14 protein-coding genes and 3 pseudogenes are annotated in these 19,162 nt (G+C 47.8%); 11 read left to right on the forward strand and 6 right to left on the reverse strand.

Annotated elements, in window-relative coordinates:
- Window positions 1–109: 109 nt before the first annotated feature.
- The 11 genes and pseudogenes from JCM16496_RS13765 (at window position 110) to JCM16496_RS13810 (ending at window position 10,658) form a co-directional block, all read left to right on the forward strand.
- Window positions 110–856, forward strand: a complete 747-nt coding sequence (locus JCM16496_RS13765; protein WP_244440382.1) for a glycosyltransferase family 2 protein — start codon at window positions 110–112, stop codon at window positions 854–856.
- Complete coding sequence (locus JCM16496_RS23930) at window positions 838–1,062, forward strand: hypothetical protein (protein WP_244440383.1); 225 nt, start codon at window positions 838–840, stop codon at window positions 1,060–1,062. Before JCM16496_RS13765 ends, JCM16496_RS23930 begins: the two co-directional genes overlap by 19 nt.
- Before the next feature lie 260 nt (window positions 1,063–1,322).
- Window positions 1,323–2,429 carry a glycosyltransferase family 4 protein gene (locus JCM16496_RS13770; RefSeq protein ID WP_244440384.1) on the forward strand — a complete coding sequence of 369 codons (1,107 nt, stop codon included), beginning with the start codon at window positions 1,323–1,325 and terminating at the stop codon, window positions 2,427–2,429.
- Window positions 2,430–2,642: 213 nt separating this feature from the next.
- Window positions 2,643–3,686, forward strand: coding sequence for a mannose-1-phosphate guanylyltransferase (locus tag JCM16496_RS13775; protein ID WP_025835003.1), 1,044 nt, complete (start codon window positions 2,643–2,645; stop codon window positions 3,684–3,686).
- 45 nt (window positions 3,687–3,731) lie between these two features.
- A pseudogene (locus JCM16496_RS13780) lies at window positions 3,732–4,831 on the forward strand (GDP-L-fucose synthase family protein).
- 157 nt (window positions 4,832–4,988) lie between these two features.
- Window positions 4,989–5,708 (forward strand): WecB/TagA/CpsF family glycosyltransferase, encoded by a 720-nt coding sequence (locus JCM16496_RS13785; RefSeq protein ID WP_025835005.1) that lies wholly within the window; start codon window positions 4,989–4,991, stop codon window positions 5,706–5,708.
- A gap of 21 nt (window positions 5,709–5,729) precedes the next feature.
- Window positions 5,730–6,838: pseudogene (gene gmd / locus JCM16496_RS13790) on the forward strand (GDP-mannose 4,6-dehydratase).
- Window positions 6,839–6,887: 49 nt separating this feature from the next.
- Window positions 6,888–7,541, forward strand: coding sequence for a YjbH domain-containing protein (locus JCM16496_RS13795; RefSeq protein WP_244440387.1), 654 nt, complete (start codon window positions 6,888–6,890; stop codon window positions 7,539–7,541).
- Between the two features lie 48 nt (window positions 7,542–7,589).
- Window positions 7,590–8,870 carry a YjbH domain-containing protein gene (locus tag JCM16496_RS13800; protein ID WP_025835008.1) on the forward strand — a complete coding sequence of 427 codons (1,281 nt, stop codon included), beginning with the start codon at window positions 7,590–7,592 and terminating at the stop codon, window positions 8,868–8,870.
- A gap of 15 nt (window positions 8,871–8,885) precedes the next feature.
- Window positions 8,886–10,199: a carboxypeptidase-like regulatory domain-containing protein gene (locus tag JCM16496_RS13805; RefSeq protein ID WP_025835010.1), complete on the forward strand. Its 1,314-nt coding sequence runs from the start codon at window positions 8,886–8,888 to the stop codon at window positions 10,197–10,199.
- A 33-nt stretch (window positions 10,200–10,232) separates the two neighbouring features.
- A complete protein-coding gene (locus JCM16496_RS13810) occupies window positions 10,233–10,658 on the forward strand; it encodes a BT0820 family HAD-type phosphatase (protein ID WP_025835012.1) in 426 nt (141 codons plus the stop codon).
- Window positions 10,659–10,855: 197 nt separating this feature from the next.
- Here JCM16496_RS13810 and JCM16496_RS13815 read toward each other — a convergent pair whose 3' ends face one another.
- The 6 genes and pseudogenes from JCM16496_RS13815 to JCM16496_RS13840 all read right to left on the reverse strand — a co-directional run bounded on the left by JCM16496_RS13815 (window position 10,856) and on the right by JCM16496_RS13840 (window position 19,137).
- Window positions 10,856–11,617, reverse strand: a complete 762-nt coding sequence (locus tag JCM16496_RS13815; RefSeq protein ID WP_025835015.1) for a creatininase family protein — start codon at window positions 11,615–11,617, stop codon at window positions 10,856–10,858.
- Between the two features lie 62 nt (window positions 11,618–11,679).
- On the reverse strand, window positions 11,680–12,558 hold the full coding sequence (locus JCM16496_RS13820) for a helix-turn-helix domain-containing protein (protein WP_025835017.1): 879 nt from the start codon (window positions 12,556–12,558) through the stop codon (window positions 11,680–11,682).
- Between the two features lie 74 nt (window positions 12,559–12,632).
- Entirely contained in the window at window positions 12,633–14,957 is a 2,325-nt protein-coding gene (locus tag JCM16496_RS13825; protein ID WP_025835019.1) for a TonB-dependent receptor, read from the reverse strand.
- A gap of 141 nt (window positions 14,958–15,098) precedes the next feature.
- Window positions 15,099–15,443: a DUF8478 family putative metalloprotein gene (locus JCM16496_RS13830; RefSeq protein WP_025835021.1), complete on the reverse strand. Its 345-nt coding sequence runs from the start codon at window positions 15,441–15,443 to the stop codon at window positions 15,099–15,101.
- Between the two features lie 46 nt (window positions 15,444–15,489).
- Entirely contained in the window at window positions 15,490–17,235 is a 1,746-nt protein-coding gene (locus tag JCM16496_RS13835; protein ID WP_025835023.1) for a bifunctional metallophosphatase/5'-nucleotidase, read from the reverse strand.
- Between the two features lie 26 nt (window positions 17,236–17,261).
- A pseudogene (locus JCM16496_RS13840) lies at window positions 17,262–19,137 on the reverse strand (sensor histidine kinase).
- Window positions 19,138–19,162 lie beyond the last annotated feature (25 nt).

Raw genomic sequence — 19,162 nt, forward strand, 5'->3', positions numbered from 1 at the left:
TACAAATTTCACATCTTTCCAACTAAAAATGTGTAGAACATCACAATTTCCCGACTAAAGATGTGTATTCCAAGCATTATAACTTTGAAAATCAACCTATTTTTCATTTATGGACTTATCAATTATAATACCTGTTTACAACGCTGAGGCATTATTGGAACGTTGCTTGGATTCTATCTTTAATCAGACTACTCAATATTCTTACGAAGTGATATTGGTAGACGATGGAAGCACGGATGATTCCGTGGAAGTAATCAAGACCCGAAAAGAATCTAACATCACATTGTTGCAACAAAAAAATGAAGGGCCTTCTGCTGCCCGCAATAATGGAGTTAAAACAGCACAAGGCCGCTATTGTGCTTATTTGGATGCAGACGATTATTGGGAGCAAGGGTTTATCGAGAAAACGGTATCATTCTTAGACAACCATCCGGATTGCGTGGCAGTCAATGTAGCGCAACGTCACCTCACTGTATCCGGTTCCTTTGAAATTCCCAGTTGCTACCAGGAAAACAAAGAAGCTTTCGTATTAGAAGATTTTTTCACTTTTTGGGCAAAGCACATGCATGTATGCACAGGAAGTGTCTTAATACGTAAAGATGTGATTGATGCAATTGGAGGGCAACGCAATGACCTTAGAATCACCGAAGACCTGGAATTTTGGGCATTGGTATCCACTTATGGTCGCTGGGGATTTGTTCCGGAAATTCTTTTTGTAAGCGATGGTGGAAACGTGACCCGTAGCCAAGGCTGGCTAAACAAAATGATGATACGCTGGAATAATGCGCCCAGTATCACTGACTGGGAAAAGCGCATTATTACCCGCCTACCAATGAATTGCCTTCTGGCTATTTAAAAGCCCGTGGCCGTATTTCACGCAACCTCACTTATTGCCAGCTGCTTTCCGGTCGTTTGGCATTAAGCCGCCAAGAGGCTTTGAAATATGGCAAGTATTTCACAAAAGACCCGATTGGGAAACTCATGAATATGGCGAAACATACTCCAGCCACTTGGTGGATGCTGGCGAAGTTGCTGCAATATAGGGAGTATCATCGGAAGTAGTGAAAAAAGTGCGAAATAAAAATAAATAATAGAATGATATTCGATATTTATCATAAAAAAATATTATCCGAATATGGTATTTCATGAACACAACAAAAAATCAGTCGGTGTTATCCTGCAAGAGTTTAATAGGGCACATCGGAAAGCATTTATAACCTTTTCCACACTCCAGACCATTTGAACGCCTCCGGAGCGGACAAATTCAGCAGTGAAATAGCACATTGGCTGAAGTCTGTACTTTGAACTTAATTGACCAAAACATGAAACCAAGTGTTCTTTTTATCATGCACATGCCCCCACCCGTACATGGTGCATCCATGATGGGGAAGTATATCCATGACAGCAAAGTGATAAACGAAGCTTTCGACTGCCACTATCTTAACCTAACCCTTGCCAAAGACATCAATGACATAGGGAAAGGGGGGATAAGGAAACTTGTCGTTTACTTAAAGAAGCAACTACAAATAGCAAAAGCCGTAAGAAGGATAAAGCCCCAGTTATGCTATCTGACTCCCAATACCAAAGGCGGAGCTTTCTACAAAGATTTTTGCACCCTATTCCTGCTAAAATGCCTGGGGCAAAACATCATAATACATTTTCATAACAAAGGCGTGAAATCAAGAGAAGGACAATGGCCAGACAAATGGCTGTACAAAGCCTTTTTCAAAAATATACAGATAATACTGCTGGCTCCCCCACTCTACAATGACATCCGGAAATTTGCAAAGCCGGAACAGGTGGTATACTGCCCCAATGGCATTCCACAAAACGTAGCCAATGATTTTTCCAAGAAGAAAAACAATCCTTTCAAATTATTGTTCCTCAGCAATATGTTAATGGAAAAGGGGGTGTGGGATTTGATAGATGCACTGAACATCGTAAAAAATAATGGTTATTCATTCCATTGCGACTACATTGGAAAATGGAGTGACATTACGGAAAATGAATTCAACCAAAAGGTAAAAATTAAAAATCTAGACAAGTATATACAGGCACACGGAGCCAAATATGGAGAAGAAAAAGATTCTTTTCTTAAGCAAGCAGACTTATTCATATTTCCCACTTATTACCATAATGAATGCTTCCCATTAGTGCTCCTTGAAGCGATGGAACAGGGACTTCCTTGTATCAGCACGAATGAAGGAGGAATAACCGGCATCATAGAAGAAGGCAAAACCGGATTTATCGTGGAAAAACACAGCCCGCAACAGCTGGCAGAAAAGATAGAATACCTGATAGACCATCCCGATGTGTGCAGGGAAATGGGAAAGGCCGGAAAAGAAAAGTTCTTAAAAGAATTCACTTTGGAGAAATTTGAGGAACGGATGAAGGAGATATTGGAAATTACTTCTGTACAATCTTTATAGTATTAAGAGCCTGTTTAAATGCCAGTCAACAAAAAACATAGGCAAACTATCCATTCTCACCACTACACACAGAGTCAATGAAAAACGGATACTGCTCGAAAGTCTGAGAAGAGACGAAAGAAAATCAGCACCTCACGATGAAGAATTCTTCCTGATAGGTTTTGCTATTCATTAACATAAAAATCATATTACAAAATATTTTTTAAGAGATATATGGAAACCCACATTGTAATTATGGCAGGCGGCATCGGAAGCCGCTTTTGGCCGATGAGTACACCGGAATACCCCAAACAGTTTATTGATGTAATAGGATGCGGCAAGTCGCTGATACAACTTACTGTAGAGCGTTTCAAACCACTATGCCCAATGAAGAATTTTTGGGTAGTAACCAGTGAGAAATATACGAATATCGTAAAAGAACAATTGCCCGATTTGCCCGAATGCAACATTCTGGCAGAACCAACGGCACGCAACACAGCACCCTGCATCGCATACGCTTGCTGGAAAATAAAGAAACAGCATCCGCAGGCAAATATCGTGGTGACACCATCGGATGCACTGGTGATAAACACTACTGAGTTCCAACGGGTAATGCGCAACGCACTCGGCTTTACTGCCGACAGCAATACCATCGTTACAATAGGTATCAAGCCTAACCGCCCGGAAACCGGTTACGGATATATCCAGGCGGCAGAACGCATCAACAACTCCGAAATATATAAGGTAGCCGCCTTCAAGGAAAAACCAGACGTGAAGACTGCCCAAGAATATGTGGTACAAAGCAACTACCTATGGAATGCCGGCATCTTTGTATGGAATGCGAACACCATTACAGAGGCAATGCGCAAGTTTGCCCCCTCTATAGCCGCCATTATGGACAAAATGGCACAGCACTTCTATACTCCACAAGAAACAGATATTGTTAAAAAACTCTTCCCCATTTGTGAAAAGATTTCCATAGACTATGCCATAATGGAAAAGTCAGACAACATCCATACGTTACCTGCCGAGTTTGGCTGGAGCGACTTGGGAAGTTGGGGATCGCTGAGAACACTGTTGCCGCAAGATGAACAAGGCAATGCGGGCATCGGAAATAACATCAAACTGTATAACTGCACAAACTGCATCGTGCATGCTACTGAGGAAAAAAAAGTGGTGGCAGAAGGACTAGACGGATACATCATTGCCGAGAAGAATGGTGCCTTACTGGTATGTAGCTTGAAAGAAGAACAGAGAATCAAGGATTTTGCCCAATAAGACACAAAAAGGTAAACTACTTATTTCCACAAAAACGATATATCTATGTTAGAAAAAAATGCAAAGATTTTTGTAGCGGGGCACCGTGGACTGGTAGGCTCCGCCATTTGGAACAACCTGCAACAAAGAGGTTATACAAACTTAGTAGGACGCTCGCACAAGGAACTGGACTTGCTGGACGGAGCAGCCGTGAAAAAGTTCTTCGACGAAGAGAAGCCGGAGGCCGTGGTGCTTGCCGCCGCACATGTGGGTGGCATCATGGCAAACCTGCAATACCGGGCGGACTTTATCTATCAGAATCTGCAAATACAGCAGAACGTAATCGGTGAAAGTTTCCGCCACGGAGTAAAGAAGCTGCTCTTCTTGGGAAGCACCTGCATCTACCCGCGTGAAGCTCCGCAGCCCATGAAGGAAGAAGTGCTGCTGACCTCTCCGCTGGAATACACCAACGAACCGTATGCCATAGCCAAAATAGCCGGACTGAAAATGTGTGAAAGCTTCAACCTGCAATACGGCACCAACTACATAGCCGTGATGCCTACCAACCTATACGGCCCGAACGACAACTTCCACCTGGAAAACAGCCATGTGCTGCCTGCCATGATACGCAAAGTCTACCTTGCCAAATGCCTCAATGAGGGGGATTGGGAAGCCGTGCGCAAAGACATCGACCTGCGCCCGGTGAGAGGGGTAAACGGCAGACATAGCAACGAGGAGATTCTGGCAGAGCTTGCCAACTTCGGAATAACCCCGGAAGCAGTCACCTTGTGGGGAACCGGCAAACCGCTGCGTGAATTCCTATGGAGCGAAGAAATGGCGGACGCCAGCGTACATGTACTGCTGAATGTGGACTTTAAAGACACATACGCTGCGGGCAGCAAGGAAATACGCAACTGCCACATCAATGTGGGTACCGGAAAGGAACTCAGCATAAAGGAAGTGGCCGAAAAAATCATAGCCGAAATAGGATTCAAGGGTGAGTTACGATGGGATGTCTCGAAACCGGACGGCACACTGCGCAAACTGACGGATGTGACCAAACTGCATAACCTGGATGGCATCATAAAATAGAAATAGACGAAGGAATACACCGCTTGTACGAATGGTATCTGAAAGGTATCTGCATCAATCATCAGACCAACTAAAAATTACATTTTTCACATTCCTCTTGTTTATTACACACTTTATCTTTACATTTGCCGCGTTTTTCGCACAAGCTCATCGCCCTGTTCAGAACTTTTATCCCTGTAACAGGCGAGAGCGTAGCGTACTCTGCGGAAAATAACTACCCCCCTTTTACACATGTTGAAGTTAAAGACGATTTCGCTTCTGGGACACAGAAGTGAGCTTGACGCATTGCCCGAAGGCAAACTGCTGATTAACACCATCAATGCACACTCGTACAACACTACACTGAAAGACACTGACTTTGCAGAAGCTTTAGTGAAAGGAGATGCGTTGATTCCGGACGGAGCCAGCATCGTACTGGCATTCAAATTCCTGAGACACGAGAAGATAGAGCGTACTGCGGGATGGGACTTGTTTCTGTACGAAATGAATAAGCTGAACCGGAAAGGAGGCACCTGCTTCTTCCTGGGAAGCAGTGAAGACACCCTGAGGAAAATAAAGGTAAAAGCTGTCCGGCTATATCCCAATATCCGGGTAGAGACCTATTCCCCACCCTACAAGCCGGAATTCACCCAAGAAGACAACCAGGCCATGATAGCTGCCGTGAACCGGGCACAGCCGGATTTGCTATGGGTGGGCATGACCGCTCCCAAACAAGAAAAATGGGCGTATGCACATCTGAAAGAGTTGGAGGTAAACGGTCCCATCGGTACCATTGGCGCCGTGTTCGACTTCTTTGCCGAAAACGTGCAACGTGCTCCCGTATGGTGGCAAGAACACGGGTTGGAATGGCTGTACCGGCTGGTAAAGGAACCCAAAAGAATGTGGAGAAGGTATATCATCGGGAACTGCTTGTTCTTATGGAATATCACAAAAGAGAAATTTACATCATAACATAATTTTAAAACCCGAATCATGGATAAGAAAACAGCATTGATTTCAGGCATCACCGGTCAGGATGGATCGTTCCTAGCCGAGTTCTTAATAGAAAAAGGATATGAAGTGCACGGCACCTGCGCCGTTCGTCATCGTTCAACACCGGACGCATAGAGCATCTTTATCTGGATGAATGGGTGCGGGATATGAAGAAGAACCGTCTCGTGAACCTGCACTACGGGGACATGACGGACAGCAGCTCGCTTATCCGCATCATACAGCAGGTGCAGCCGGACGAAATCTACAACCTGGCCGCACAAAGCCATGTGAAAGTGTCATTCGACGTGCCGGAGTATACTGCGGAAGCGGATGCCGTAGGAACACTGCGCATGCTGGAAGCAGTACGTATCCTGGGGCTGGAGAAGAAGACGAAAATCTATCAGGCTTCGACTTCCGAACTGTTCGGCCTGGTGCAGGAGGTACCGCAGAAGGAGACAACCCCGTTCTACCCGCGCAGCCCGTATGGTGTGGCCAAGCAATATGGCTTCTGGATTACGAAGAATTACCGGGAAAGCTACGGCATGTTCGCCGTAAACGGCATTCTTTTCAACCACGAAAGCGAACGGCGCGGAGAAACCTTCGTGACGCGCAAAATCACACTGGCTGCCGCACGTATAGCCCAAGGCTATCAGGACAAGCTGTATCTGGGTAACTTGAATTCGCTGCGCGACTGGGGATATGCCAAAGATTACGTGGAGTGCATGTGGCTGATTCTGCAGCACGATACTCCGGAGGACTTTGTCATAGCTACCGGAGAATATCACACCGTGCGCGATTTCACTACGCTTGCCTTCAAGGAGACCGGCGTGGAACTGCGTTGGGAAGGAGAAGGCGTGGATGAGAAGGGCATTGATGCCAAGACCGGCAAAGTACTGGTGGAAGTGGCTCCCAAGTACTTCCGTCCTGCCGAAGTGGAACAACTGCTGGGTGACCCGACCAAAGCCAAGACACTGCTGGGCTGGAATCCGCGCAAGACTTCTTTTGAAGAACTGGTGAAAATCATGGTGACACACGACATGGCATTTGTGAAGAAACTCTACATGAGGACACAAATGGATGGTGAAAACACTCTTTCCCAGACATGTTGAAACCGGGAATGAAAAATGGTGCCTGCTCCTACTGCTGCTTGGTTGCAGCATGGGGGCGCAGGCCCAATATTCCATGGGGAACACCGGACTGCTGAACATTCCGACAGCGGATATGCAGAAGACCGGTACCTTTATGGGAGGCGGCAATTATCTACCGGAGGGCATGACTCCGTTCAGCTTCAACACCGGAAATTATTTCGCCAACATCACATTCTTGTCTTTTCTGGAGTTGAGCTATCGGTGTACACTACAGAAAGCTAAACGATATGATGGGAAAAAAGGGTATTTTCATCAAGATCGTTCTATGACTGCACGTTTACGTCCATTAAAAGAAGGGAAATTCCATCCAAGCTTGTTAATTGGCGTAGATGATCCTTTCAGAAATACGGGAATAAACTATTTTGCTACTATATATGGCGTGCTGACCAAAGGTTTTTCCATCGCAAAAGGAGACCGCCTTGCACTGACTGCCGGATACTACCTGCCACTGAACAAGCACAGCATAAAAGACGGTCCCTTCGGAGGCATCAGCTACTCCCCCGCCTTCTGCCGGGAAATGTCTTTCATGGCGGAATATGACTCGGAAGGTTTCAATGTGGGAGCTGCCGCCAGACTATGGAAGCATCTCTCCATCCATGTGTTTACCCGAGAATTCAACAGCATATCGGGAGGAATACGGTATGAATGCAGGCTGCTGCACTAAGAGAGGGATTAGGGATTAAGGATGAAGGATTAGGGATTGGAGAATAGGATGAAAAACAAGAGACAAAGCGGTTTGAAGTGGATACTGGCAGTATGGTTCTGTGGTATTTCTGCAATGGCAGATGCCCAGGTGACAGAGAGCCTGAAAGCCATCGGAATGGAAAACATACGATGCGTACAGACCCCAGGGGTAACCACTGTAAGTTTTGAGAACAATGTATATAGAAGTACCTACACCGGAGTGGGTAAAGCCATAGAGGCCTGCCTGGGAAGCAAGACGAAGGGCGGGCTGCAATTGGTGGTACTGGAAAACCGGATTCCCAGGCTTTGTATCAATCTACCGGATACACTGACAGAAGCATACAGGAACGGAGAAATCAGCCTGACGCAAGTATACCGGCAGATGGGAATTACGGTGGATACGGACACGGCCATGAAGGCATTGGAAAACGCCGGTCAGGAAGAAGCACCGTCTGCATGGAAAGTGGATTTGGTGATATACCCCGATTTGTTTTTAGAGAACAATACGTTTGACGAACTCTATACGTATGCCATCAACCTGAATCCTGCTGTGGAAATGGCTCTGTGGAAAGGCGGAAAGATGACAGCACAGGTAGTACTGCCCGTAGCAACCAATCTGAAGAGCGGAGAAATGAAAAGGGTAAGACCGGGAGTCATAGCCCTCTCGCAGGATGTACGCTTCAGGCACAACATCTTCGGGAAAGTGACGGTGGGCAACTTCACCAACAACAGATACGGTGCACAACTGGAAATAAAATACCGCACCGACAACGGTCGTTGGGAACTGGGTGGAACGGCAGGCTCCACCGGATTCTCTGCCATCACCCGGGAAGACGGCTGGTACATGGGCAGGAAACAGCGTATCAATGCCTCACTGAACGCTTCGTACTACGAACCACACCTCAACCTGCAGTTCGACCTGAAAGCGGGAAGGTATATTTACGGTGATTATGGCGTGAGAGGAGACTGTACGCGCCACTTCGGAGAGTATGCCATCGGCCTGTACGCCCTTTGTACAGACGGGGAAATAAACGGAGGATTCCATTTTGCCATTCCCCTGCCGGGAAAGAAATGGAGCAGGAAAGGGTTCTTCAGAGCAAAACCGGCCAACTACTTTGCATGGGCATACGGCATGGTGGCAGATGGGGAATACATCGAAAAACGACTGGGAAAAAGCTACAGCACACGCCCTGACGAGAACCGGAGCAGCAACTTCTACCAGCCGGACTATATACGCCACTTCCTCATAAAGAGCACGGAAAAAGAGAATAGAAAGAAAATAAATACAAATAACAATAAGTTTAACTAAAACAAAAATGAAAAAATGAGAAAAGAAAAATTGATTTTCAATGGACTGCTGTTCATAGCAACCATGTTTGGCATAACCGCTTGTGGCGATGATGACAAAGAAAATGAGATTGTGCCCGACCCGATGGAGACACAAAAGGCATACTACATCGTAGGTACGGTGAACGACGCCAATGGAGCCATATCCGGTGCCAATGTGGAAGTAAGCAACGACATCAAGACCACAACCGGTTCAAACGGTGAATACTCACTGACCGTAGCAGAGGCCAAGACTTATACCGTAAAATTCAGTGCCAATGGTCTGGATAGCTATGAAGCCGAAGCCGTGATTGCATCGAATGCGGCAAACCGCAGTCAGGTGGCTTTGAGTGTGATGCTGGCAAAAGCCATCGACTTCTCTGAAGCAAACACCGGAAACGCCTCTCAGGAAGAAGATGTGACAATCAAAGAACCTGTTGCCGAAGGTGAGGAAGAGATAGCTGCCACAGTAATCATTCCTGCCTCGGCTGCTCCCGAAAACACCAGCATCAGCGTGGTGAAGTATGAAGAGCCTGTCGTTGCCGACAACAGCGCCCAGGCACAGAACAAGGAAATCGAGGCTTCCATAAAGAACATAGCCATCACGACTACTCCTGCTGATGCCGTGGCCGAAAAAGACTTCATCATCAGTGTGCCTAACTTCACTGCCAGCGAAAGCGAAGGTTATTTCGACCCTGCCGCCATGGTAGCAACCAAGGAAGCCGTCAGCACCCGTGCCGCACAAGAAATCGGTGACGTGAAGATTGAAGGCAACCACTACGTGATTACTATCCCCAAGGGTTCATCGCTCGCCGGCAAATATGCCGCAAAAATCAAAGCCAACGTAAAGGCTAGCGACGCTGTTGCCGGAGAATACAACAAAGTGAATGGCAAGGCCGAAGTGCTGCGTATGGAAAACCGCGACTATGCCGCCATGGAAAACGTGAAACTGACCGTAGAGGTAACCAACGGATGGGAATTTACGACCACACCCGAAGCTGCCTTGGAAGCTGCCAATGTATCGACCGAACTGGCCAAGGAAATCAGAAAAGTCATCACGGCCAATGAAGGTAATGAAAAAGTATTCACTTCCACGCTGGAGCTGACCACCAGCATCAGCGGCAACCATGTAGTGTTCTACGGCAACAAGGCCAAAATCCAGAACAAGACTTACACCTTCAAGATTGTGAACAAGGGTGGAAAGAATGCTGAAGCCACTGTGACGCTGAAAAAGTATGTAGGCTACACCGAAGAATACACCAACGCCCCCATCAGCCAACACTCGGGCGGAACTACTACCGCAGGCAACTGATAACTCCCTTTCCTTTACGGATAAAAAAGCATCATGACCATAGCTGTTGATTTTGACGGAACCATCGTAGAACACCGTTACCCACGGATAGGAGAAGAGATTCCCTTCGCCATTGCCACACTGAAGATGCTGATAAAGGACCGGCACCGACTGATTCTGTGGTCGGTAAGGGAAGGAGAGCTCTTGGAGGAAGCTGTAGAATGGTGCAGAGAACGAGGGGTGGAATTCTATGCCGTCAACCGGGATTATCCGGAAGAAGCCCCCTCGCACAACGGTTTCTCACGCAAAGTAAAAGTCGACCTCTTCATTGACGACCGTAACCTGGGTGGACTGCCCGACTGGGGAAGCATCTACCGCATGATACGCGACGGACTGACCTATGAAGAGCTGTTGCGTGAGAACCGGGAAACGGTGCGACAGAAAAAGAAAAGCTTTTGGGCACGGTTTGGAAAGAAATAGTTTTCAGAGTGCATAAAGAGGGGGGGCAAAACCCTCTTAACACTTTCTTTTAGGCGCGGATGACGCGGATTTCACGGATTTATGCAACTGAATCCGCGCTATTCCGTGTCATCCGCGCCTTCTATTATAGCATGATGGAAGCGTTCATATACTTTCGGCACATCCTCTTTTTTTCAGGAATGCCCGAGAGAGACGTATCAGTACAGGCTCCCCTGCCCCACTTCCACCAGGAGCTTCGCCAGTTTCTCCACAACGAGCTTCACATAACGCTCTCCTTTCTCGGCAGAAGCTTTTCGGGGGTTCCCTACCCCGCTGTCGACTGTAGCCTTATCCCAATGGCGGGGAGCCCAGCCCACCTTTTCGTTCAGGGAAGGAATGGCAAACGGTTTGGATTCCCCGTCACCGGCCTCAGTCAGATTCACCAGCTCGGGATGGTAATGCATCATGACGGAAGTCTCAGACTCGCCGGCATGGTCGTCGACAACAGCCTCAAAATAGTCTTTAGGAGGGACGATGCTGAACCAGTCGGCGGCGATAATCAGAAAATCGGAATACACGAACGCCAGGTCACGAATCATTCCCTTGAAGTTGTTGCCGCCATGACCGCTGAGAATAATCAGCTTGCGCATGCCTTGTGCATAGAGGGAGGCAACTATGTCTTCCAGAATGGCCTGCTGGGTGGAATAGCGGGTATGGATGCAGAACGGAAGTTCGCGCTGCCCCGGATTGTGTGCACCGAAAGGTACGGGAGGCATCACCATGCAGCGTACACCGGAATTCTGCAAAGCCAGTGCAGCCGCGTCTACGGCAATGTCATGCGGCAGAATACAATCAGTGAGATAAGGCAGATGCAGATTATGGGGCTCCGTAGCTCCCCAAGGCAGGATGACAACGTCATACTTCACTCCTTTCACCTTCCCATAGCAGGAAACAGTAAGGTCAATTTCTCTTTTTTCCATGATAGTTTATTTTGGGGGTAAATCTTTACCGCAAAAATAAACATTATTCCGTCACGTTGAACCTATTGCCGGCGATATTCTTTAGGTGACATGCCGGTGTGATGTTTGAAGTACTTGCCAAAGAACGACTGGTTGGCAAAGTGCAGCTCGTCTGCAATTTCCTGGATGCTCAGCTCGGAAGACTTCAACAAGGCTTTGGCTTCCAAAACGACGAGACTGTCAATCCATTCGCCTGCCGTCTTTCCGCTGATTTCCTTCACTACGGTGGAAAGGTGCTTGGCAGTGAGGAACATCTTATCAGCATAGTAGGACACGCTGCGCTCTTCCTTGTAGGACTCGGAAATAGCACGGATAAAGCGCTCGAACAAGTCTTCCTTCCTGCTTTTGGGAATGCGTTCCAGGATGACATGTCCTTGATAGATGTTATATATCTCATAAAAAAGGGCCAACAGCAACCCCTGGGTGATTTCCTTACGGAAAGGATTGTCTTTCAGCTTCACCTTGCTCCAAAGAAAAGAGTGATACTCCTGGAATGATTGGGATTCCTCCGGAGTGATGTGAACGAAAGGCCGTTCCTTAATCATGAAAAACATAGGGAAAAGCTGCTGCATGGTAGGTATCACCATATCCATAAAGCCCTTTGAAACGGCAATGAAAAGTCCGGAAAAATCTTCGGAACGCTCGCGTTGCAGAACAATCTGGTCGGGAAGAATAATACCCAACATACCTTCCCGCATTTCACATTGCTGCAGGTTGAGTTCCAGTTTGCACCACCCTTTCAGGCAGACTGTCAGACAAGCAGCATTCAAACGAGTGGGATAAGAGCTCAAAGGCATGTCCTTGATGTCATCAAAAATAGCAAAATCATTGCCGATGAAATCAATCATCGGCAAATGATGTATCTGGGAAATGTCTACATTCCGTATTCTCTTAGTATCCATGTTTTTTGTGCTTTGGCGACAAATGTAGGACTATTTTGCGGAATTTAGCTCTAAAAATCCTTAAATGGAAACTTTTAGTTCATTATCTTGAAACCGATAAAGAAGGTTCTCGGCTGCGTCGGTCCGTAGAAATAACCCGCATCGCGGAATTCCCCTTTATCCAGGTCTTTCTGGAAACTGTTGAAGATATTCTGCACACCCGTATTCAGCTGGAGCTTGATATGGTCGTGAAGCACAAACGTATAGTTCAACTTCACATTCAGGTCCAGGAATTGGGGAGTATGCTCCATGCGGTCTGAGGTGATATTACAGAAGGCGCCCTCGGGAACGTCTTCCGGTGCGTAGTGCGGAACAATCATCTTTCCCGTATAGGTACCGGAAAGAGAGAAATCAAAGTTCTTGACCGGTGCGGAAGAGAAAGTGAAGTACCCGTAATAATCCGGTGTACGGGGCATGCGCTTGGTGGTAAGGTCTTCTCCGTCCACCTGTGTCCAGGCTTCCTCATAGGTATAGCGGCTGCGCTGTGCCGTAAATCCGAGCTGGAACTGCGCCTCCTTGCCATGGGCAATCTTTGCATCCAGGTTGGCACCGTATACGCGTGCGCCGTTTCCGTTGCGGCGTTCCTTGATGACATCCCCTACTTCGTTCTTGCCGATATCTTCGAGCACAAAGACGTGGCGCAGGTCTGTATAGAAACCTTCCACCAGGATGTTTGCCTGCCAGTGCCCCAGATGGGCAGTCCAGTCTACCGAACCGCTATAACTGTTGGAACGTTCTTCGCGCAGATTGTCGGACAGTTTGATTTGGACACCCTCGCCGCCTACCGCCGTTACGTGCAAGTCCTCATCGTATGCCTGCGGAGCACGGAAACCGGTAGAATAAGTCAAGCGTGCCTGAAAATCATCTGTCGGCTTGTAGAGCAGGTTGACACGAGGACTGAAAATAAGCTTGTCAATCAGGTTGTGCTTGTCCAGGCGGGCGCCGACCAACATGGTCAGCAGATTCATTTTCCACTCATTCTGCACGAAAGCGCTGGCAATGCGGACATCCTGCTCCATGTCACGATGATAGCCGGTCATGACGTCGTGCAGGGAGTTGTTCTGATATTCCAGTCCGCCGGTGAAGGTGGCGGGAGCAAAGAAGCAGTTGTCCATATTGCCCACATACATGCCACCGGCAACCCAAGTCAGGTCTTTCGTCTTGCCGTAGGCATTCATGTCCTTTTGGGCACCATAGTAACTGTTGCGGTCGGTGTGCTGGATGGAGGTGTAAGCTGAAATCTTATGTTTGTACTCTTTCCAGAACAAATCGTAGCTCACGCCTCCGCTATTGATGATATGCTTGGTCTGCTCGGTGATGTCCGTCTCATGCGGCTGCAAATCAAATTTATTACCTCCGCGACGAAGTTCGTTAGTGGTATGGTATTCCAGATTGATGCGGCTGAAATGCGTAGGACGGTAATAGGCGCGGAAGCCGAAGGTATTCATGTTCAGCTTGCCCAGCTCGGAAAAGCCATCGTCGTCGCGGTCGTAGGGGTTGCGGTTGCGGTAACTCTCATAAAGGGCAATGCCGTAAGAATTGTCTTTGGCAACCAGCGACACATTGCCACCCATATATTGCTCCCAGGACTTGCCGTCCATATTGGAGAACATGCTCGATACCTGGAAGGAATTGTTGATGGGGTCTTTGGTTATAATATTGATAGTTCCTCCCACGGCATTGGCGCCAAACAGGGCAGAGCCTCCGCCACGCACCACTTCTACCCGTTCAATCATGTTCACGGGGATTTGCTCCAATCCGTACACACCGCTCAATGCACTGATGATGGGACGGCTGTTTATCAATATCTGCGAATACGGACCTTCCAAGCCATTGATGCGCACCTGGGGGAAACCACAGTTCTGGCAGTTGTTCTCCACACGCAAGCCCGACTGGTAGTTCAGTGTCTTGGCAAGGTCGGTGGAGTTGACCATCTCGAACAATTTGGAACTCATCACATTCACGACTACCGGAGCTGCCTTGCGGCTTACCTCGTTGCGGTTGGCAGATACCACCACTTCATCGGTCATGAAACTCTCCTCTTCCATCGGGAAATGTATGACGGCAGTGAAGTCCTTGCTCACCGTCACTTCCTTCTCTTGGGTCTTGTAGCCCACGGCCGACACACGGAGCTTGTATTTTCCCGCCGGAAGCTTGCGGAACTCAAATTGTCCTTCTTCATTGGAAACCGTTCCCTGTCCGCTACCGATAATCAAAACCGTGGCATACGGTATATTTTCCTCCGTACCTTTCACTATCACATGGCCGGAAATCATATTGCCTTCCTTTATAGGATTTACGGCAAAAGCTACGCTGGCACTTACCACAGCAAGTACCAACGCCAAAATGTATTGTTTCATCAAATTAGCGCTCTAAATTAAAAAAATAATTCAAGTCTGAAAAAAGATAATAATCCGAGATGCCGCACTTCGTTCACTGAAATGCCGGACATTCGAGACTAAAATGCCTGGTATCTACATACAAAAAATCCAGGCGTAAACCTAATGACTATGAAAAAGAGCGGGAGGAGCGCGAAGGGAAAGAGTACGTATCACTTCCCCCTTTACAGTAGGTGTTGCCGGTTTGACGCTGAGCACGGCCAGCAAAGGACGCATCGGATGCTGGACCTCATACACATCCACCCCGGAAGAGTAGAATGCCGACAGATGCCCGATAACCAGCAGGGAAGTCTGGGAGTGAGAGTGTGTGCCATGAAAAGGGTGCGAGTGCGTTATCATCACCCCATTCACATAATGGACGTGAGTGAACGCGATGATGCTTGCCTGGTACATGATAAACAGTACCAGCAAGCTCAATGCGCCTATAATTTTTTTCTTCTGCTTCACGTCCAAAAACTTACATTATAGATTTTTGAGCCGCAAAGATAGTGAATTATTCTTTAACTTTGCCAAACAAGAACTCATAATCACGCTTGGAAGCCGGAGCCGCCCATTCTTCGGGAATGAACTTCCACTGATTCAGCGCACGCGGTTCAATCACCTTCTTCCGCTCGATGTACTGCATCAAGTAGTAGCGCAGGTCCTTGTCCGTAGAGTGGATGATACGTTCCTTCAATTCATCCTGCGAGATGCCGGAACCCTTTGTCAGCAATTCGCCGCCACCGTTTCCGCGATAAGAATTCACCGCTACCTTATACATTTTATCCATATCGAATGGGGTACCGTCCCCCATACTGAGAATGGTTACCTTCTCGCCATCCGGCTTGGTCACATCCACCGTGTAGATAATACCCGCCGCAGAATCGAAGTTGAAGCTGAAATTCTTGAATGAGGCCCTATCCGTAGCACCTTCGCGGCGCTTCTCACGGAAGAGCAGGATATGGTCGTCCGGAGACTTCATCCGATTGGTCCACAAATCATACGACATCTCCAAGGCATCGCGTATCTCCTTTCCCGTCAGACGCATGGTGTAAAGCATATTTTCGTACTTATACAGATTGAACATATCGTTCACAAAGATGTCTCCTTTACGAATTTCCGTATCATAGGACAAAGGAGCCGCAAAAGAAATATCCGCTCCGCTGATTGCCAACTGCAACTCATGGATAAGGTCTATAAAAGCGGAAGAGCCGAAATAGGCAGGACGTGTGGAGATAGTCTCGGTAAAAGAACCTATTTTCTTGGAAACAAAATTCTGCACAGCTGCATATTCGGGGGCAAAGCGCTGCATGAACCCTTCGCTGACGCCGTAGTCTTGCGTATCGGACAGTATGCCGTCTATCTTCTTGCCAACAACCTTGCCGTCACGCAATTTCAAGGTTATATCCACATTACTCACAACGCCACCGTTGCTGGCAGGGTCCATCACCAGTACCGAGTCACCGGCTATGTTGCACACCCTCTTGCATTCGCGCGCATGGTCGTGCCCCATCAGGACAATATCGAATCCCGGCACGTTGCACGCCACTTCCACCGAAGCGTTTTCGCGATACTTGCCTCCCATCAGCTGGGCATCCTGACCGGCATGGAACACACCGATAACCAAATCAGGCTTTTCCTGCTCACGGATAATCTTCATCCATTTGCGGGCAGTTTCCTCCATATCGTCGAAACGCAATCCTTTCCACAGATTCTCTGAAAGCCATACGGGGATGGCAGGAGTTATCATACCGAGAACCACAATTTTCACTCCGTCACGTTCCAGCACCTCATAGGGTTTGAAATGGGGTTCTCCGGTAGCAATATCCACAATATTGGCACCCAATATCGGAAAACGGCAATCACCTGCCCAACGGTCGAAAACGGTACGACCGGTCTCTACGTCATGGTTACCCATATTGCCGGCATTATACCCCATGAAATTCATCATCTCCGCTGCCAGATGAGGGGCAACGGTATCTATGTAATTATAATAATAGGCGGTAGGCTGTCCTTGCAGGATGTCGCCATTGTCCAAGAGAATCAGGTTTTCACCATAAGCCTCACGTTCCTTTTGCACCAAAGCATGCACACGTGCCAGACTGCCGGTTGCCTCCCGGCGGCGTATAAAGTCGTAGGGATAATAGTTTCCATGCACATCACTGGTCTGCACAATTTTCAGTTTCACCTCTCTTTCCTGCGCAGGAAGTATGCTTGTCAGGACAAAAATCCAGATAAAAAAACAACTAAATCTTTTCATTATATTTCCTTATTTCTTGTCAGTCCTTATAAGTTCATGGGATGGGTAAACATAAACCGCGCTCCATCCGTATAGGCAGGATCTATCCAAATCTCGCCGCCCCACTTCTCGACGGTCAGCTTACAGATGGACAAGCCCAAGCCGGTTCCCTGCACATATTCGTTCAGCTTCTCGAAACGTTCGAACACCCGTTTCTGCTTGTCCAACGGAATGCCGCAACCGGTGTCAGTCACCGAAAATACAGCAACATTCCCCGCCGTATCCAGCTCCAGCTTCAAGGTTATCGTACCTTCCTTTGTAAACTTGTCCGCATTGGAAAGCAGATTTATCACAACCTGCTGTAAACGCTGCACATCCGTCCGCATCTCCACTACCTCACGTTCACACTCAAATAAAAATTGGTTGGTCGACCTTCGTGCCTGGGCTACGGAAGCTACTACCTGCTGGCATATCTGCACTACATTGCAGCTCTCCAAAGAAAGGATGACGCGGTCGGTCTCCAAACGGGACACATCCAATATGTCATTAATCAACCGAAGCAGCAAATCAGAGTTGGTCCTGATAATCTCGAAATAGCCACGCTGTTCTTCTTCCGAGGCTCCTCCGGCAGACAGCACGTCCGAGAAGCCCACAATCGCATTCAATGGAGTACGGATTTCGTGGCTCATATTGGCAAGGAAAGCACTCTTCAGGCGGCTGGATTCTTCGGCACGGTCCTTTGCTTCGCGCAAAGCACCTTCGGATACCTCCAGTTCATCCTTCAACTTCTTTGTATGATAATAAAAATAAAGGGAAACGAACAAACCGACAAACAGCACCAATAGAACAGCACCGACAAACCAGATATGATACTTGTACTGTTCGTAGAAAGAAGGGGGTACGTTCAGCATCTTTACCGGCTGCGAAAGGCCGGCGATATTCAGTTTCTTTTCTTTCACAAGTTTGCCGTCCAGTATGGTCTCATTAGGAATGATTTCCATATGGGTCTCACCATCCTGCGGGGTGGTCAGCAGGCGGTAGGCCTGTCTTGCCATCTCCTTGCCCAAAGCACGGTAGGCAGGAACAACACCTGCCACAGCCCAATATCCCAAGCCTACGGAACTGAGCGAGAAAGTGGGCAAAGTGGGAGTTGCTTCCATCATGCGTAGGTTGCATTCCGCATGAAGTAACCATCATTCATATCCACACGCCATGTCCCCATCAATATAGCTGTATTTTCCGGTAACTCATGCAATCTGTCACAAATGGTATATATGGTATTGACGCGTCCGTCCAGCAGAATCAGGTTTAGTTCGGGAAACTTCTGCATCTCCTTCACTACATAAGCCTGCATGGCAACGCCGCCATAACTGTTGTCTGAGACAAAAGCAATATTCTTGGTTCCGGGATACATCTGCTTTATCATGTTGATGTTGGCCTCCACATCATACTCATAAACGAAGCCGGCCTTGATAGGCGAACAGGGGAAATCCGTGAAGAAGTCGACGGATTCGGGCATCCAGGTCGTCAGGTCAACGGTATCACCCGGCAGCAATATGGCGTTACGGCTGGACAATGCACTTACGACCGGAGTATTGCCACGTATGGAGTCGGGCAGAGAAAGATAGGCTGCCCAGCTTCCTGCCCTATAAGTACAATCAGCGCCGGACTTTTATTACCTTGATATTTAGCCAGCAGCTCAGCCATTCTCCTCTCCCAAAGAGGGGATTCGGAAAAACTCTTGCAGTTCATGTTTTCCAATGCGATGGTGTTTGTCCCGCCCAGGCGTTGGAACTCCTCCATAAAGTCGGAGATGTTGCCGGAAGTACGGCCGGCATCCGGGTTATAGGAACTGATAATCAGTACCGGATGCTCTCCCGTAATAGAAAAAGCGGGCAAAAGGCAACAGAAAAGTGCTACCATGCACGGCAATATTGTACGATATATA

The sequence above is a fragment of the Bacteroides rodentium JCM 16496 genome, from assembly GCF_000614125.1.
In the GTDB taxonomy this organism is placed as follows: Bacteria; Bacteroidota; Bacteroidia; order Bacteroidales; family Bacteroidaceae; genus Bacteroides; species Bacteroides rodentium.

Bases quoted from the DNA above. Each gene is read 5' to 3' on its own strand.
- JCM16496_RS13765 (WP_244440382.1), top strand. From the start codon at position 110: ATGGACTTATCAATTATAATACCTGTTTACAACGCTGAGGCATTATTG.
- JCM16496_RS13770 (WP_244440384.1), top strand. From the start codon at position 1,323: ATGAAACCAAGTGTTCTTTTTATCATGCACATGCCCCCACCCGTACAT.
- JCM16496_RS13775 (WP_025835003.1), top strand. From the start codon at position 2,643: ATGGAAACCCACATTGTAATTATGGCAGGCGGCATCGGAAGCCGCTTT.
- JCM16496_RS13785 (WP_025835005.1), top strand. From the start codon at position 4,989: ATGTTGAAGTTAAAGACGATTTCGCTTCTGGGACACAGAAGTGAGCTT.
- JCM16496_RS13795 (WP_244440387.1), top strand. From the start codon at position 6,888: ATGGGGGCGCAGGCCCAATATTCCATGGGGAACACCGGACTGCTGAAC.
- JCM16496_RS13800 (WP_025835008.1), top strand. From the start codon at position 7,590: ATGAAAAACAAGAGACAAAGCGGTTTGAAGTGGATACTGGCAGTATGG.
- JCM16496_RS13805 (WP_025835010.1), top strand. From the start codon at position 8,886: ATGAGAAAAGAAAAATTGATTTTCAATGGACTGCTGTTCATAGCAACC.
- JCM16496_RS13810 (WP_025835012.1), top strand. From the start codon at position 10,233: ATGACCATAGCTGTTGATTTTGACGGAACCATCGTAGAACACCGTTAC.
- JCM16496_RS13815 (WP_025835015.1), bottom strand. From the start codon at position 11,617: ATGGAAAAAAGAGAAATTGACCTTACTGTTTCCTGCTATGGGAAGGTG.
- JCM16496_RS13820 (WP_025835017.1), bottom strand. From the start codon at position 12,558: ATGGATACTAAGAGAATACGGAATGTAGACATTTCCCAGATACATCAT.
- JCM16496_RS13825 (WP_025835019.1), bottom strand. From the start codon at position 14,957: ATGAAACAATACATTTTGGCGTTGGTACTTGCTGTGGTAAGTGCCAGC.
- JCM16496_RS13835 (WP_025835023.1), bottom strand. From the start codon at position 17,235: ATGAAAAGATTTAGTTGTTTTTTTATCTGGATTTTTGTCCTGACAAGC.